The organism is Streptomyces sp. NPDC007863 (assembly GCF_040633895.1).
In the GTDB taxonomy this organism is placed as follows: domain Bacteria; phylum Actinomycetota; class Actinomycetes; order Streptomycetales; family Streptomycetaceae; genus Streptomyces.
Map to the genome: position 1 here is coordinate 12125 of NZ_JBEYEI010000029.1, position 16481 is coordinate 28605.

12 protein-coding genes and 3 pseudogenes are annotated in these 16481 nt (G+C 70.0%); 7 read left to right on the plus strand and 8 right to left on the minus strand.

Annotated features, from left to right (window positions below; all coding sequences use genetic code 11):
* Positions 1-234 precede the first annotated feature (234 nt).
* The gene (locus ABZ621_RS33945) at positions 235-1485 is read left to right on the plus strand and encodes an MFS transporter (RefSeq protein WP_360610480.1); all 1251 of its coding nucleotides are present in this window, start codon (positions 235-237) and stop codon (positions 1483-1485) included.
* A 14-nt stretch (positions 1486-1499) separates the two neighbouring features.
* Here the strand turns inward: ABZ621_RS33945 and ABZ621_RS33950 are convergent.
* From ABZ621_RS33950 to ABZ621_RS33960, 3 genes and pseudogenes are all read right to left on the minus strand, one after another.
* Positions 1500-1831, minus strand: a pseudogene (locus ABZ621_RS33950) (Tn3 family transposase); the annotation flags it as partial.
* A gap of 71 nt (positions 1832-1902) precedes the next feature.
* Positions 1903-2684 (minus strand): annotated as a pseudogene (locus ABZ621_RS33955) (transposase); the annotation flags it as partial.
* Between the two features lie 401 nt (positions 2685-3085).
* A complete protein-coding gene (locus tag ABZ621_RS33960) occupies positions 3086-4057 on the minus strand; it encodes a quinone oxidoreductase (RefSeq protein ID WP_360610481.1) in 972 nt (323 codons plus the stop codon).
* Between the two features lie 1102 nt (positions 4058-5159).
* On the opposite strand from ABZ621_RS33960, the gene ABZ621_RS33965 reads away from it, so the two are divergent.
* Positions 5160-5501, plus strand: a complete 342-nt coding sequence (locus ABZ621_RS33965) for a hypothetical protein (protein ID WP_360610483.1) — start codon at positions 5160-5162, stop codon at positions 5499-5501.
* Between the two features lie 60 nt (positions 5502-5561).
* On the opposite strand, the gene ABZ621_RS33970 is transcribed toward ABZ621_RS33965, so the two are convergent.
* The 3 genes and pseudogenes from ABZ621_RS33970 to ABZ621_RS33980 all read right to left on the minus strand — a co-directional run bounded on the left by ABZ621_RS33970 (position 5562) and on the right by ABZ621_RS33980 (position 8325).
* Positions 5562-6674, minus strand: coding sequence for a hypothetical protein (locus ABZ621_RS33970; protein ID WP_360610485.1), 1113 nt, complete (start codon positions 6672-6674; stop codon positions 5562-5564).
* Between the two features lie 748 nt (positions 6675-7422).
* Positions 7423-7503, minus strand: a pseudogene (locus tag ABZ621_RS33975) (leucine zipper domain-containing protein); the annotation flags it as partial.
* A gap of 105 nt (positions 7504-7608) precedes the next feature.
* Complete coding sequence (locus ABZ621_RS33980) at positions 7609-8325, minus strand: flavodoxin family protein (RefSeq protein WP_360610487.1); 717 nt, start codon at positions 8323-8325, stop codon at positions 7609-7611.
* 922 nt (positions 8326-9247) lie between these two features.
* Here ABZ621_RS33980 and ABZ621_RS33985 point away from each other — a divergent pair.
* The 4 genes from ABZ621_RS33985 to ABZ621_RS34000 all read left to right on the plus strand — a co-directional run bounded on the left by ABZ621_RS33985 (position 9248) and on the right by ABZ621_RS34000 (position 12849).
* Positions 9248-10210, plus strand: a complete 963-nt coding sequence (locus tag ABZ621_RS33985) for a hypothetical protein (RefSeq protein WP_360610489.1) — start codon at positions 9248-9250, stop codon at positions 10208-10210.
* 484 nt (positions 10211-10694) lie between these two features.
* On the plus strand, positions 10695-11222 hold the full coding sequence (locus ABZ621_RS33990) for a hypothetical protein (RefSeq protein WP_360610491.1): 528 nt from the start codon (positions 10695-10697) through the stop codon (positions 11220-11222).
* A gap of 35 nt (positions 11223-11257) precedes the next feature.
* Entirely contained in the window at positions 11258-11470 is a 213-nt protein-coding gene (locus tag ABZ621_RS33995; protein ID WP_360610493.1) for a hypothetical protein, read from the plus strand.
* A gap of 464 nt (positions 11471-11934) precedes the next feature.
* Complete coding sequence (locus tag ABZ621_RS34000) at positions 11935-12849, plus strand: aldo/keto reductase (RefSeq protein WP_360610495.1); 915 nt, start codon at positions 11935-11937, stop codon at positions 12847-12849.
* Here the strand turns inward: ABZ621_RS34000 and ABZ621_RS34005 are convergent.
* Both ABZ621_RS34005 and ABZ621_RS34010 read right to left on the minus strand, forming a co-directional pair.
* The gene (locus ABZ621_RS34005) at positions 12836-13030 is read right to left on the minus strand and encodes a hypothetical protein (RefSeq protein WP_360610497.1); all 195 of its coding nucleotides are present in this window, start codon (positions 13028-13030) and stop codon (positions 12836-12838) included. The two genes, ABZ621_RS34000 and ABZ621_RS34005, sit on opposite strands and share 14 nt — an antisense overlap.
* Positions 13031-13118: 88 nt before the next feature.
* A complete protein-coding gene (locus ABZ621_RS34010; RefSeq protein WP_360610499.1) occupies positions 13119-14240 on the minus strand; it encodes a PP2C family protein-serine/threonine phosphatase in 1122 nt (373 codons plus the stop codon).
* 439 nt (positions 14241-14679) lie between these two features.
* Between ABZ621_RS34010 and ABZ621_RS34015 the strand changes: the two genes are divergently transcribed.
* Entirely contained in the window at positions 14680-16479 is a 1800-nt protein-coding gene (locus ABZ621_RS34015; RefSeq protein WP_360610501.1) for a GNAT family N-acetyltransferase, read from the plus strand.
* Positions 16480-16481 lie beyond the last annotated feature (2 nt).

Sequence of the window (16481 nt, forward strand, 5' to 3'; positions counted from 1 at the left end):
GACGGTGGGCCATCGATGTGTGCCTCATGTACGACCGTGCCCTGTACGCGCCAGGTTGGCTCCGGCGACTGAAGCGACTCGGTTTCGCGCATGCAGGGATTCCCGCCCGTGGGGATCGTTCGACGACGGGACGCTCGGGCGTGGAACCTGCCTCGTCCGGGCCCGCGGCGCGGTCAACCACCGGCTCTCTGTGCGGCAACTGCTGTATCAGCGACCACTGTTAGCCTGCCGTCCATGAGCAAGGGTGGCGTGGCAGGCCGGATAGGCCGCTTAGCGGGGGACAACGGGCCGGAGCGTGTGCTGATTGCCGCCAGCTTCGTCAACCGTGTGGGTAACGGTCTGTTCAACGCGGCGTCGGCGCTCTACTTCACCTTGGTCGTGGGCCTGCCCGCAGTGCAGGTCGGCGCCGCGCTCACCATCGCCGGAGTGATCGGCCTGTGTGCGGGGATACCAGGCGGGCATCTCGCCGACCGGCGAGGAGGGCGCATGATCATGATGTCGGCTCTCACGGTCCAGGCAGTGTCGATGGCGGCCCTCGTCCTCGTCGAGAGCTGGGCAGCGCTGACGGTCATCGCGACGGTCGACCAGATCGCCGCGGCGGCCGGCGGGGCAGCGTGGGGCGCACTGGTGGTCAGGGTCGGGGGTGAGCGCCCGGCCCTCTTCCGTGCCAGGCTGCGCACGTTCGTCAACCTGGGCGTCGTCCTGGGAACGGTGGGGGCGGGACTGGCGCTGGCCGCGAACACCCGCAGCGCCTACGTCACGCTGATCCTCGGAAACGCGGCGAGCTTCGCCCTGTGCGCGGTGCTCCTGCTCCTGCTGCCCCGCTATCCGATCCTGCCGGCGCCGCCGCAGCAGCGGCGCTGGCTGGTCTTCGGGGACCGACCCTTCCTGGCGTTCACCGCCCTCTACGGGGCCATGGGACTGCAGTATCCGGTGGTCTCGCTGCTCCTGCCGATCTGGATCTCTGAGCACACCGAAGCGCCACGCTGGACGGTGGCCGCGCTCTTCGCCGTCAACTCTCTCTTCTGCATACTGATGCAAACCAGGATCGGCTCGCGTATCGAGACCCCGCACGATGGCGGCAGGGCGTTTCGCACAGCGGGGCTGCTCTTCCTCGTCAGTTGTCCGGTGATGGCGCTGGCTGCGTACACCCCGGTCTGGGCCGCAGTAGGACTGGTCCTGGCTGCGATCTTCGTCCATAGCCTGGGAGAGGTCTGGGAGTCCTCGGCGTGCTTCGCCCTGGGTTTCGGTCTGGCCCCCGACCATGCCCAGGGCCAGTACCAAGGTGTCCTCGGGCTCGGCTTCAGCGCGGGCCAGGCTCTTGCCCCCGCGATCCTCACCACGGTGGTGCTCGGACTCGGCACGACAGGCTGGATGCTGTTGGCGGTGTTCTTCGCGGCACTGGGCGCTGTCGGCCCGTCTCTTGCCCGCTGGGGCATGCGGACCCGGCCGCAGCCAGGCGTTGCCGCAGAAGTCACGGGATGACCAGCGCATAGGCGTCAGGAGCTTTCTCCCTCGACGTTCTCGTCCAGCTCCGGTGCGTCCGGTGCGTCCGGGGCGCGCAGCGGACGCAGGGCGCCGGCGGTCGGCGTCGATGTGGCGGGTCGTCCAGAGCGCGATGGCGTTGAGGACCAGGCCGAGCGCCCAGCTGGTCCTCCATCCCGTCGCGGTACGCCTGGTGGATGATGCCGCGCTTGCCGCGGCACACGTCCCGCGCGAGCTTGTTGCGGGACTCCTGCACGGTGAGCCGCCGGTTCATCTGACGGCGGCAGGTGTCGCACGTCGGATCGACCACGCGCAGCAGGTGTGCGGTCTTCGCGATCCGCCCGTAGAGCTGGTCCCCTGGGCCTCACCACCCGTGTCACGTGGGACGCCTGCCCGCCGCCCGTGCGGGGATGGTCACCGGTTCTGAGTGGTGTCGTGCAGGGGCCGTTCGCGCAGGCCGGTGGTCCGCGCGGCCCGGATGCGGTCCTCGGTCCGCGCCCGATGGTGGTGTCGCAGCTCCAGTGCGGCGATCGGCATGACGGTGGTGTTGGTGGCGAAGCAGGCAGCCGCAGTCCATCGGCGTCGGTGATCCGCAACTGGGCACCGGGGTGGGGCCGTTCCTTGTGGACGATCAGCCGCATTCCCTTCGGCCAGCCCGTCAGACGGTCGCCGGACAGTTCGGCGACCCAGGCGCCGTCGTGGATCTCGCCGCCGGGCTCGATCGCTGCCGTCCAGGCCGTGGCGGGAACCTTGAGGACGGCCTGGTGGATCTGCTCGGTGATGGTCGTGCCGACCGAGTACGACAGCCACCGGCCGCGCTGGGCGAGCCAGGCGACGAACTCGTGGGTTCCGCCTCCGGAGTCGGTGCGGATCAGGGTCCGGCGTCCGCGCCGGTTCTTCTTCGGCAGTTGGGCCAGGGCGAGTTGGGTGGTGGCGATGTGGTCGGTGGCGGTGTTGCTGCCCGCATTGCCCGGCCTGAGCAGGGGCGGCCACCGGCTCCCCGCACCCGCCGCTTCCGTGGTCGACGAAGGCCATCGGAGGATGGTGTTCGAAGGTCTTCCTCCAGGTCGCGGTGGCGTCCTGCTTCTCGGAGTGAGCCGGCACGAGCACCCGTCCAGGTCCACGATCACCTGCCCCGCGGCATCAGGCGCCGCAGCACCGGCCGGCTTCCACACGTGCTCGGGCCGGCGTTCTGCTCTCGGCCGCGGTGGCCTCGGCCTCCTGCTCGTACAGCCGCCGCAGCACCCGCTCCGCGACCACCGGCTCCGCACGCTCGCCCCCCCATCTCGGTGAGCGGCGTGGTCAGCGACTCCGCGAGCTGGTCCAGCCGGTCCGGCGGGTCCCGAACGACCAGGCATCCCTCCGCGATCGCCGGAAGCCCCCGCCGCTTACGGCGCGGCCGAAACCGGAAACACCCGCCCACGACCCGTCGGATGATCTACGCGCCGGACTCCCGCCCCCCCCCCGACGAGCACGAGCACCCCCACCCGCCGCCCACGCCGGCACCGCTGACCAGCCTGGATTCCTTGGAGCGACAGCTGACACACCAACAACAGGCTGGCGCGCGAGGAGCTCGCGTCGCCAAGCGCTGGAGCGAGGGTCAGGGGATGAGCAGCACCTTCCCGGCGGTCTTGCGAGCCTGCAGGTCCTCGTGGGCCTGCCGCGCGTCGGTCAGCGGGTAGGTGGCACCGATCCGTACCTTGAGGGAGCCGTCGACCATCGCTACAAAGAGCTCGTCCATCCGCCACTCCAGCTCGGCGCGGGTCTGGACGTAGTCGTCGCTGTTCGGGCGGGTCAGATACACCGAACCGGCCTTGTTCAGCTGTTGCGGGTCCATCGGCGGCACTGGACCGCTCGCGGCGCCGAACAGCGCCAGCAGGCCTCGCTTGCGCAGGCTTGCCAGGCTTCCGTCCACGGTGGACTTGCCGACCCCGTCGTAGACGACGTGAACGCCCTCACCGTCGGTGAGCTTCCGGGTTGCATCGGCGAAATCCACTTGGTCGTAACGGATCACCTCGTCGGCCCCGGCCTCGCGGGCAAGCGCCTCCTTCTCGGCGGTCGACACCGTGCCGATCACCCGCGCTCCCCGCGCCTTGGCCAGCTGGATCAGCAGCAACCCGACCCCACCGGCCGCCGCGTGCACCAGGATCGTTTCGCCCTCCTTGACCGGATAGGTCGATGTGACCAGGTAGTGCGCGGTGATCCCCTGCAACGGCACAGCAGCGGCGATCTGGTCGGTCACGCCGTCCGGTACGTGCACCGCCGAATCGGCCGGCACCAGTGCCCGCTGCGCGTAGCCGCCCGGCACGCCCTGCCAGGCCACCCGGTCCCCCTCGTCGAAACCGCGCACGTCCGGGCCGACCGCGACGACCGTCCCGGCGCCCTCCAGGCCAAGGGTGTACGGCAGCGGGACCGGGTAAAGCCCAGCCCGTTGGTAGGTGTCGATGTAGTTCACACCCGCAGCCGCCACGTCGACCAGGAGCTCACCCGGGCCCGGCGCGCCGATCGCCACTTCCGCGACCTCGAGCACCTCCGGGCCTCCGGTCCGCCGAACCTGCACTGCTGTGGGCATGCGTCCTCCTCACTTCGGGCCACGTTCTCGGCCGCTACGACTGTAGCTGCCGAAAGGTTTTTCCAGCTGACCGGAGGTGGGTGCGGCAATCGGGTGGGGTACGGGGCCCAAGCCGGCTGAGCGGTGGGGACACCTTCGTGTGCTCTGGCCGCGGCTCGGTGGCAGCTCGGCATGCCGTCGCGCGATCGAGGCGCTCAACGGGCCACAAGATCAGGGTGATTGTTCTCCGGGACCGCTGCTTCCCTTCTCGCCGCTACTGCTGAACTGGGCATTCAACAGGTGTTAAATTCAGGGAATTTGGGACGATTGCTGCGGCGTGCGGCGTGCGGCGTGCGGCGTGCGGCGGGTGAGGTCGTGGAGTCGGCCGAGAGGATGGCGGGAAGCGGTCACGCTTCGCCACGGGTGCGAGCCGCTCCCGGCCGGATGTCCGTCCCACGCGATGCCGTCGGGCGGGTGCATGGGCCGATACGCACGTCACCTCGCCGACGCACCCATCGGCAGCGCCCCGGTCTTCATCGAGGTCGTGGCGCGCAGATCCGAATGTCTTGATGCCGGTCGCCCCGCGGTGACGTTCGTGGAGCAGATCGAGGGGCTGCGCGCAGCGGGGCCTGGCCGCGATCGCCGACCTTGGCCTCGCCGACCTTGGCCTCGTCGGCCTTTGCGACGGTGGCGGTCGGGACGCCGACCCGGCGGTCATCACAGGCTTCAAGAGGCCCAAGGGCAGGTAGCTCGCGGCCGCGAGGAAGCCGGTCAACCAGCTGATCGCCGCGGAACGGGCGGCGCGTGCGCACGCGTTCGCGCCTCTCGAGAACTGGCGCGTGCCGACCACACTCCGCCTCGACGTGAGGGGGCCACCCGGCTGGTCCGGGCGCTGGTGATCCTCATCCAGCACGAGACCACCCTCCACGCCACCCCCGTGACCTGCACGTTCAGGATGAACACAACTCACTCACGGGGAAAGCCCCGCTGGCCGGTCTTGAGAAGTGGGGTTGCTCCCGTGCGGGGATGGCCTGGCGGGGTCGATGCTGTCCTTGGGGTGATGGTGGACGTGCCCCGGTGGGGATCTAGGCATCCACGGTCTTCCGGTTGCCCGAGGAGTCAAGTGCCTTACTCCGCAGGCAAGTTGATGCGCTGGGGTAGTCTCGTCGGCATGGTTGCGCGGAGGGGAATCGTCGGGCTCGCGGCGCTACTGGTCGTGCTCGGCGGTCTGGTTGTTGTGCTGAGCGGAAACGATCCGGTTGTGACGGTCGATTCGCGCACGGTGGAGGCTCCCACGCGTGAGGACAACATTCGCCAGTGGCAGGTGGCCTTGTCGAGGTCGGGGAAGAAGCTTCCGGCCGATGTCGACAGGATGACCGATCACGAGATCTTCGAGGCGATGTGGGCCGAAATGCGCAAGCATACCGTCTTGGAGAGGCCGCCGGCAGTGCCGGAGAACGGGTGATCGTCGACGGGCGTCGCGGCCAGGAAGCGCCCGTCGCTCCCACGACTCGAGGTGAATCGATTATCCCTCGTTGTTCACGGTGTTGATCAGCGCCGCGGCGTAGCTGCCGTGTTCAGACGAGAACAGGTCGTCACTGACACGCTGGCCGGCGTCGTCGAGCGCCACGTGGCTTGCGGCGCCAACGATGCGCGGATCGTTTTGCGGCCCCCACACGAAGGCTCCCCCGCTGACCCCTCTGCCCATGTCGCAGTCGAGCTTGATCCGGTCATCGAAGGGATTCAGGGGAAACGCGTCGGTTGTGTCGCCTGCGCAGTACATCAGGCGTTCCCCGTCAAGGTCGGATCGCTGGTAGCCCTCCGCCGGGTATCCCATCACGGCTGCACCGGCGTAGTCGGTACGGTTCTCCGTGAAGAGGTAGCCGAAGGCGTACCCGACAACGTCCTCCAGATTCCCGTCCAGGCGCGGGTTGAGTACGACCGCCGCGATGTCGGCTTCGTACGCGTCCCCATCCTGGGTCCAAGCGGTCGGCGCATGCAGGCGGGCTGCCGTCCACTCGCCGACGGGATCCGCACCGCGGCTGTAGCCCGGGTAGTACATGACGTACTTGCTCCAGCCCGCCTCGCCCGACCCGTCACCTTCGTGGACGCAGTGGCCGGCTGTCCAGATGGTGTTCTTGTTGGCCGAGACGATCGATGCCGCACTGCAATGGGTCAGCTCTCCCGTGGGCGAGACGTAGATCAGTTTCCCCACGATATTGTTTCCGGCCCCGGCCGGAACCTCCTGCGAGACGGACAACCCCGCGGCTGTGTTCGCTCCGGACCGGGCGGCGTCGGCGGCGAACCCTCGGGCGGGAGCCGATGCGGCCAAGTCGGGTGACGGAGACGGACTTGTCGCCGTACGGCTGCGGGCGGCGCGTGTGGCCGGCGCCTTCGCCGGGTTCCGCAGTGCCTCCTTCACGCGCTCGGGGGTCCAGAAGTCGCGTATCTGCTTGTCGGTCAGCTCGCTGTCGTGAACATCGACGACGGAAGGGGAAGGTTTCTTCTCGGCGGGCAGTGCGGAGGCTGTGGCGGGAGCAAGGACGGCAAGCGCGGAGAGCGCCGCAGTTGCTGCGGCGAAGCGGAGAAGACGCACGGATTCCCTTTCGCAGGGGGCGTTGTAGATCTTCGAGCGCATCGAACCACAGGTACTTGGCAGGTGCACAGCAGTTTCAGGCCCTGCTCTGGCGGCCGGAACGGCCTCCTTGAATTGCACATGCACTCATGCGCATACCCCATGCGTTCCGAAGGGTATCGGGATCTCCTGGCCGGTTGCGTCCAAGGCAGTGGTGTGGTGTACGGGTTCGACGTGATCCGGGGGTGACCTCGGAGTCGCGGCATCCGCGCCGCCGTCATCCCCCGCGCGCGTACCGGCATGCACCGCAGATTGGTCGCTCCCGCCCCCGTCGCCGCCACCGGCGCCTACCTGGTGTGTCACCAGACCGGACTGGGGAGCATGCAGGTGTGTGTCTCCGGGCCTGGCTGGCAGCTCGGGCCTGCAGGGACGGTCCCCAAGATCATTCTCGTCCAATTGTCCAGGTCCGCTGTTCCCCGCCCGAGCGAGGATGGTCCCGAGCGGCTGCATGAGGCGAACCAGGAGCTCCACTGCTCCACGCTCAAGTGGAGAACCATGATCGTGTGCCGCAGCGACAACGGTGCGGAACGGACCAGTTGGCTATCGTCCGGCGGCGGTTTGTCGGTGAGGTGCCGCGGAGGGTGTGGAAGGGGGTGTCCTCGACCGAGCTCTCGCCTACGTCGCTGTCGACCCCGCCGCACGGTGACATCAGCGCCGCCCGGACCCGCGTCGCCGGCGCGATCACAGTCGGTAAGACCAGCGTCCCCGAGTTCGGGGCCGACCGGAACGGTCGGTGAGACCCGCCTCCATCTGCGACCGGACGGCCCGCGAGGACCCGTGTGATCAGGATCCGCCTGCCGCGAACGGTCAGTCGGGCATGACGGTGCGACACGACGACCCTTGTATGTGGGCCGCTGTTGCCACGGGCAACGCCGCGCGACGGACCCGCTGGATCAGGAGCTGACTTCCACCAACCTCCGACCGTTTCGGCCCGCAGTCAACGGTGTTCGGGGTTCTCGAAGTCGAAGCGGCAGCCGGCGTCCCACTCGGAGCGCTGGTTGCCGTGGGCGGGGATGCCGCCGTTGTCCTTGAGCATTCGTGCCAGGTGGAGCTGGTTCCAGGCCATGAACGTCGTGTTGCGGTTCGTGAAGTCGTTCTCGGGACCGCCGGAGCCGGGATCGAGGTACGACGGGCCCGGGCCGGCTTCGCCGACCCACCCGGCGTCGGCCTGCGGCGGAATGACGTATCCGAGGTGCTGGAGACTGTAAAGGATGTTCATCGCGCAGTGCTTGGCGCCGTCCTCATTGCCGGTGATCAGGCAACCGCCGACGCGACCGTAGTAGGCGTACTGGCCGTGCTCGTTGAGGATCGACGAGCAGGCGTACAGACGCTCGACCACCTTCTTCATGACCGAGGAGTTGTCTCCCAGCCACACAGGCCCCGCGAGGGTCAGGATGTCGGCGGCCATCACCTTCGAGTAGATGACGGGCCACTCGTCGGTCTCCCAGCCGTGCTCCGTCATGTCAGGCCACACACCGGTCGCGATGTCGAGATCCACCGCTCGCAGCACCTCGACCTCGACGCCCTGGCGCTCCATGATCCCGCTACTGATGTCGATCAGCCCCTGAGTATGGCTCCGCTCCGGCGAACGCTTGAGCGTGCAATTGATCACCAGGGCGCGGAGACCACGGAAGGACGTGTCGGTGTCGGTCATGGATGCGTTCCCCTGTGGACGAGACGAGTGGGTGGGTCGGGCGGCGAAACACGCCTGGCTGCCGACGTCGATAGGACTCCGGGTCGGGCCGGCCGAAAATCCCGCCTACTTTCTCGCCTCGTTGGACGGAACATCCGAACGCCACGCCAGGGCTGACGAAGTCGTCTGCCCCATCACCCGCGCGGCCTCACAGCCGTGACATGTAGGCCCGACCCGGATCGGCGGAAGACCGACATCTGTCGACTACGGTTGCACCAGTCCTCACGGCTTTGACCAGCACAGATGCCGACGCGGGGAGGGCTCCTAGAACGCCAGCCCAACAGAAGGACCTGTGTGACGTCTGCTCCCCGCCTCCGCGAGGGGTGGTCCCCAGTGGCATCGTGACGCGGCCCTGCTCCGCGTGATGAAGCAGCGCTCGGTGCCGCCTCGTTGTTCCCCGCGATCGCCGGGCTGGTTCCCAGCGGAGCAGGACTCCCCGGCGTAGCCGGAGCTGCTTCCCGCGTACGTGGGGATGGCCCCCCCCCGACGTCCTGCCGGCCTTCGTCGGCCGCCGACTGTTCGACGGGATTGTCGTCGACGGCTTCGACGAGTGGCTTCGTTCACGAGCTTCGGTTCTGGCACGGCTTCCGTGAAATCGACTGTGCCTCGGTGCCGAAGACCCACAGGTCAGCGGATCGCCTGGAGACCGGTGTATGCCCCGGTCGGCGTGGTTCGCGGAAGGTGTGCCGGAGCCCGTGGAGCAGCAGCGTTTGGTCAGTGGTTCGGGCGGCGGTTGGCGATCTTGAATGCTGTGGATGTTCCCGGGAGATGTCGGGACCGTGGTTGGTGTCGTCGGAGCGCGGCAGCGTCGGGCTCGCTCGTGATCACCGGTCGTTAGACTCCCGGGGGTTCGGATGGTGTCGGTGGACCGGAAGGCCAAGCCGTGGACGATGAGCGCTGGGCCGGGTGGCCCGAGCCGTGGGTGGGCACGGATGCCGACATGCGGACGGTCGTGGGCGCGATCCCGCGGGAGGTCAAGGACGGGTTCAAGTACGACGAGATCCCCTGGCAGCGGTTCCCGCACTTCTACGGACCGGGCGAGGAAGTTCCCGGTCGCCTCGGGACGCTCGCGTCCGCGGACGCCGAAGCCGCCGGCCGGGCCTTGGGGGAGCTGTGGGAACACCTCCATCATCAGGGCAGCACGATCGCGGTGGGAGCGCTGGCAGTACCGTTTCTGATCCGGATCGCGGTTTCCGGGCTTCCCGGGCTCCGGGCAAGCACCCTGCGCCTGGTCGCCGAGATCGGGCGATGCCAGCACTTCGGGGACGGAACACGCGAAGGCCTTCTCCAGGTCTTCGAGGATCCGCTGGAGGCGGAGGGCACCACGATGTGTCCGACGAACTGGACGATCCAGGCTGCTCGCGATGCGATCACGGACGACCTGCATCTGCTGTTCCCCCTCCTGCCCGATCCCGATCCCGCTGTTCGCTCCGCGACCGCCTTCGTCCTGGCGGCGGCGACCAGTGAGATTCAGCGTGTCGCCTCGGCCCTGCGCCGCAGGCTGGCGGTGGAGGACGATCCGGTGGCCCGTGTGAGCCTGATCCTGGCGATCGCCCAGCTCGCCCGCGAACACCAGGACGAGAATGCTCCGTTGTGGGCCCGGGGGCTGTGGTCGGATCCCGGCCGATCGCCCGAGATCCGCATCGGCGCCGGCCTCGCCTGGTTGTGCCTGGTCGGCGACCCTGTCCCTGACGACCTCCGTGCCCTCTTGGCCGACCCGAGTACCGACCAATGCGGCGACCTGCTCCAGAGGGTGCCGTGGCTCGAAGCGGTCGACGACGACGGCAGCGGGCTGCGTCGCTGTATCCACGAAATGCTCACTGCGGATGCCCCCCTGCCAAACTGATGGTCCTCCGCCCTTCCCGGGGAAGACCACCGAGGCATTCAGCGGTTACCCGGCCTTGGCAGGTGCTTCGGCGCGGGCCCCGGGGGAGGCGAGCCGTCGGACGACTCGTTGGAGGCGACGGGACGCTGTTCTTCGCGATCGACAGCTCCCAGAACCGCTCGGTCGTTGAGTCGGTTTCCGATGCTCCCGGCCGTACAGCGACGCGGCGCCACCCTGCCGGGGTGGGCCGAACCGCGGGGCAGTCGGGAGCAGAACGGGGGGATGGCTGCCGTTGAAGTCTGCTCTCTGCGCACGTGGGGACGGGCTTTGTTCGCGGATGGCGACAGTGGCTCTTCACGTGGGTGGGAGGTGTCCGCAATCGCAGCTCGGCGATGCTCACGGGCTTTGACGTCAAGGGGATCGTTGACAGGCCGTGTGCGGCCCGCTGGTGCTTGCCCAGGGGCCGGGTGATCCGTCCGAGGGGCTTCAGTAGGCTGCGCCGGCCATGAATACGAGCGCCGAACCCGAACAGACCCGGAGCCGCGCGATCGCTTCCGGTCCGCCGATCCGACGGCTCTTCCGGGACGTCGTCGCCGACCGCCTGCCGAGCCCCAGGCCGCCCCAGACCGCGATGCTGTTCGACGCTGAGGTCGACCCCTACGGGGACGACCAGAGCTTCCTCGCCGACTTCTACAACGAGATCCTCCACCAGGACACCTGCCGGCCGGCCACCGCCGACGGGCTCGCCCTGGTCACGGTCGTCGCCGGTGACGACCGGATTCCCGCCCGGCACCGGTTCCAAGCCGTCGACCTGCTGTTCAGGGCTGCCACTGTCGCCGAGCGCCATCGCGCCGAGACCTGGCCGGCCCCCCGCAGCATGCCGATCCCGCCAGCGAGGCCCGGGCCCGCAGCGCGGTCCAGGCTCACGTTCCAGGTCTACTGGCCCGCTGGTCGGCCGAATGCCCCGCGGTTCGTCTCGCCCTCGCCGGCCTCGCCGTCGTCTTCCCGACGGACCGCACCCTGTCCGCCCTGACACCGCGCCTGCAGACCTTCCTCCACCGGCACCCCATGGGCACCGACGTCGGCGACTACGTGCGGTTCGTCCTCGTGCTGGCCGCCCAGGACGAGCACCGGACCCTCGCGATGACAGAGAAGTTCACCGACGCCTACTGGACGGGTACAGCGCGCGCGGTACCGACACGGGCACGAGCCCTTCACCTGCTCGGCCAGATGCTGACCAAGGTCGGAGCCGCACTCACCCCGTCACACTCCCAGCAGTGACACCCCCGCGGGCACGACGCACCACGCGCCGCCCGAGCGGGTCGGGAACGTCTTCGTGGAAGGAGGGGGCGTGCAGGCGGCGCCAGACGAGGAGCAGTCCTCGTGAGGGCGCTCGCTGTGGGCGGGGACGAGGCGGGCGGCTGCCTGGTGGACGGGCGCACGGTCGTGCGCGGTGGCGTCGTCGGTGGGTGTCATGAGGTTGGTGGCCTTGGTCGGTGTGTCGCGCGGACCGTTCGTGGCCGACTCGCCCGCCGGCCCGTGGGCGTGTGGCCACCACGAAGCCCTGGCCTGGCGGGTGTGGATTCAGTCTGCCGCCCCGCCTATGCCGACGTGGTGCACGCCCTGATCCTGCTCGCCGGCCACCTCGATCATCACGGCAGCCCCATCGACTGCGCACGTCGCCGCGTCACCATGCCTCAGCATGTAAACGATCAGTTCGACACCACACCGGCGAGGAGCCCACCATGACGACCACGCACGAGCACGAGTTGACCTCCGGGGTTCGGATCCCGCTGGTCGGCTTCGGCACCTACCTCATCCCGGACGACGAGGCCGCCACCGCCGTCGAGAGCGCCCTGGTCGCCGGCTATCGGCATGTCGACACGGCCGAGGTCTACGAGAACGAGACCGGAGTCGGCGGAGGTCTGCGCCGTGGCATGCGGCAGGCAGGTCTCGAACGCGACGACATCTTCGTCACGACCAAACTGTGGCCGCTGACGCAGGAGCGCAACAAGACCGCCGCGGAGGCTGCCCGTTCCCTGGACGAAAGCCTCGAACGACTCGGACTGGAGCAGGTCGACCTCTACCTCATCCACGCCCCGTTCGGGCGCGAGCAGCGCCTTGAGCAGTGGCAGGCGCTGGCCGAGGCGTACGAGAACGGAAAGGCGAGGGCGATCGGTGTCTCGAACTTCAACGCCACACACATCGACGAGCTGATCGAGGCGGGACTTCCCGTCCCGCACGCCAACCAGATCGAACTGCACCCCTGGTCCCAGAAGCCCGAACTGGTCGCCTACCTGAACCACAAGAGGATCATGCCCATCGCCTACAGCAGCCTCGCCCCGCTCTCCACCTGGCGCACCGCCCCGGGCCACGCGAGCGGAAAGACCCAGGAGATGCGCGCCGAGGGTGAGCGGTCCGACCACCCCTTCAAGAAGCTGGCGGACACGTACGGCGTGACCGAGGCCCAGTTCCTTCTGGGCTGGGGCGTGCAGAACGGCTATCCGGTACTCCCCAAGAGCACCGACCCGGACCGCATGCGACAGAACCTCGACGTCTTCTCCTTCCGGATCGAGGATGCCGACATGGACTACATCCGTAGCCTGGACCGCGGCCCCGGCCTCGCCTGGGGCGAGGTAGACCCCATCACCTCCTCCTGAAGCCCCACCCCCTCCGCCCTCCGTGGCCGACGAGCTGCTGCGCCGACGGCCCGGAGCTCCACGGGCGCGAGCGGAGGCCGCCCTTTCGGCCCTTGGCCTCGGAGGCGCGCAGGCCGTCGTGGGTCGGCTCGCGCCGGACGGGGCGCTGGAGTTCGCCGTCGGCGGCGAGGGTCTGCACCACCCCGTGCCCCCGCGGTCGAGGGCCTCCACCGCGGATCCGGTGGGCGATCCGCTGGGCGGGGGCGGGGGCGGGTTTGTCGGGTTCGGCTTCACCGGTGGGGTGAGCGTCGGACCGTCAGGACGGCGATGTCGTCGTGGCGCCGCCCGGTTCCCGCGAAGGCGTGGGCGTCCTCGCGCAGGAGGTTGGGCAGTTCGGTCGGCGGGGTTCCGGCGTGTTCGGCGAGCTCCTCCCTCAGCGGATAGAACGTGCCGTCCGGTGCCCGGGTCTCGGTCAGTCCGTCGGTGGTCAGGAGCAGCGTCGCGCCCGCAGGGAAGGTGAACCAGCCCACGGTGGTGGGCTCGGTGGCGAGCTCGCCGAGGCCGAGCGGCACCCCCGAGTCGAGGGGCGGCTCGGCCACCGTGCCGTCGTGCAGGAGCAGCGGCGGAACGTGGCCGCAGTTGACGGCCTGCACCTGCGGGTGCGCGTCCACGCCCAGGATGAGCGCGGTGACGAAGCGTTCGTCGTCCCCCGTCCGCCGGGCGTAGGAGTTGTGACGGACGACGGCCGCGTCGAGGGCGTCGACCAGGGCCGTGAGGGTGGGCTCGCGGAAGGCGGCCTCGCGGAAGGCGCCGATGACGGCGAACGCGGCGCCGACGGCCGCGAGCCCCTTCCCCTGGACGTCCCCGATGAGGACCCGGGTGCCGAACGGCGAGGCGACGACGTCGTAGATGTCGCCCCCTACGAGCCGGTCCTCCTGGACCGGTTCGTAGGCGCCGTCGACGAGGACGTCGTCGGTGATCAGTGGCAGCGGGCGCAGGATGTGGCGCTGCATGGTCGTCGCCGTGGACCGCAGGCTCAGCATCTCCCGCTCCCGCTGGATGCGCCGATCACAGGCGTAGACCGAGGCGCCGCCCAGGACCAGGGTGAGGGCCACCATCAGCACCCGGTCGTCCCAGTCGCTGGTGACATCGCCCCCGACCAGCACGGCGAGGGTCACGACGACCAAGGTCCACAGGGCGACGAACCGTGTCTGCCGGACGGTGCAGAGCGCCGCCGCCGCGCCCGGCAGGAAGATCAGCAGCCCGAGCAGCCACACCACCGACCCGGAGAGGAAGCCCAGGACGTTCACCAGGGCGGTCACGAGCACCACCGTCACGACCAGCTCGATCGTGCCGGGCGGCTCGATGGCCCCGGTCGCCGCGGACGGTCTCATCCGACGGCTGCGCGCCATGGGCTCCTCCGGGACGTGGGACGCGGTGATCCCGTCGTACGTTAGGCACCCGCGGAGCCCGGAAGGAGGTGCCGCGCCGTCCCGCGTCGATCGGCGTCCGATCGGACGGCCCGGCGGCGGAGCGCCGGGCCGGTTCGCGCCGGAGGCTTCCAGCAGGGTCACCTCCCGCTCCACGGAGACGTGGCCGTCGTCCACGTACACGAGCCGGAGACACAGCGCCCCCGGCGCGGGCAGGTGTACGCGATCCAGCCTGCCTGCGATCCGCCGGCGGGCGCTCCGGGCTCGGGGACGACTTTGATCTCTCCCCGGCCCCCGGAGGACAGCCATGCCCCCGGCACCGACGTGTTCGATCAGTCGCAAACGCCCCTCCACCACCTTCACCTCATCGGCCACAATCGGGTTCCAGCCCGCGATCACGGAAACCGGGGGAGGGCCGCGCATGGTCACGTTCAGGTCCGCGGCGGCGGAGGAAGCGGAGGCGCTGACCGGGCTGGTGATGCGGTCCAAGGCGTCCTGGGGGTACGACGCCGCCTTCCTCGACGCGTGCGCGCCGCAACTGCTCATCCGGGCCGAGGACGTGACGCCCCGCAGGATCGTCGTGGCCGAGGACGAACGGGGCGGAGTACTGGGAGTCGCCTCCTTGGAGGGGCCGGCTCCCACGGCCACGCTGGGCCTGTTGTTCGTGGAGCCGGCGGTGATCGGACAGGGCGTGGGCCGGCTGCTGTACCGGGAGACGCTGCGCCGGGCCGTGCGGCTGGGGGTACGACGGCTGGTGATCGACGCCGATCCCCACGCGTCCGGCTTCTACCGGGCGATGGGCGCCGTGGCGCGGGACGCCGGACCCGGACCCGGACTGGGACCCGGACCCGGCGACGCTGCCGTCGCGGAGCTCGTGCGGTTCGAGGTGGAGCCCGTTCCGCTCCCCGCCTGGGCGCGGGAGTGGACCGGCGGGGCACGGGCCGTCCACCTCGGCAACGTGGCCGAGTTCAACGCCCAGTTCATGGACGAGGACCGGGACGAGGACTTGGACGGGGACCGGCACGCCCCCGCTCATCACTACGCCTGCCTCGCCGCCTTCTACACGCCCGCCCCGGCCGCGCTGGTGTTGCCGAGTGTCGTACCGAGAGGCTGGGTCGAGCGGGTGGGCCGCCGACTGGAGTGGGAGGGGGTGGAGGTGTACGACGGCCTGGTGGAGCGGGGCGCCGGGCTGCTCGACGCCGTGCGCGACCGGCCCGCGCTCCTGTCACGCCTGACGGAGGCCGGACTCCCGTGGGTGGCGTGGGGCAGCACCTCGGCCCTCGGGCGCGTGACCGGACGCCGGCAGGAGGCGGGGCGGTTGCGGTACGAGGCGAAGTCGGCGGCGCACGAGCTGTTCGCCCGGATCCTCGCCGGCGGCGGGCATCCCGGGATCGTGCTCCCGGCCCAGTGGCGCGTCGGCGGCCGCTGGGCAGCCGCGCGCCGGGTGGCGGCCCGGGCCCGGGCGGGGCTGGCCGGCGTGGTGAAGACGGAACACGGCGTCGGAGGCTCCGGCACCGCGATCGTCACTCCCGACCGGGCCCGCACCAGGGGCGGGATCCGGGCCGCCCTGCGCGGGCTGCCGCGGGGCCCGCTCCTCGTGGAGGAGTACGTCGAGGGGCCGGGACCCGGTGGCGGGCCGCGCGATCTGACGTACGACGGGTTCGTCGGCCGCGACGGACGCGTGCACGAGGTCGGCGGGGCGGTGATGGAGGTGCGGGACGGAGCGTACGCGGGCGCCACGGTCGGGCCCTCGGTGGTGCCGGCCTGGGCCGAGCGTCCCCTCACCGCCTTCGGGGCGGCGGTGGGCCGGGAGCTGGCCGCCGCGGGCTACCGGGGCTGGTTCGACGTGGACTTCGTGGCGGACCGGGAGGGACGCCTGGCGCCCACCGAGACCAACTTGCGGCTGACCGGCCCGTCCCTCGCCTTCATGGTGGCCGCCCGGCTCGACGAGCTGCGGGGAGCGGGTCACCTCGTACGGATCGTCGACCGGGCCGGACTCGGCGCGCGCCTGGCCGAGGCGCAGTTCGACGAACTGTGCGCCGACCTCGTCCGGGGCTGCGCGGAGCTGGGGGCCGTCTTCGTCCCCGCCATCCCCACCGCCGCCTTCGCCCCGGCACCTTGGTTCGGTTTCCTGGTGGCCGCGCGCGACGCGGAGACGCTGGACGCGGCGGAGGCCCTGGTGAGGGCCGCGGCCCGGAGCATGGGGCACGCTTTCGACTGATC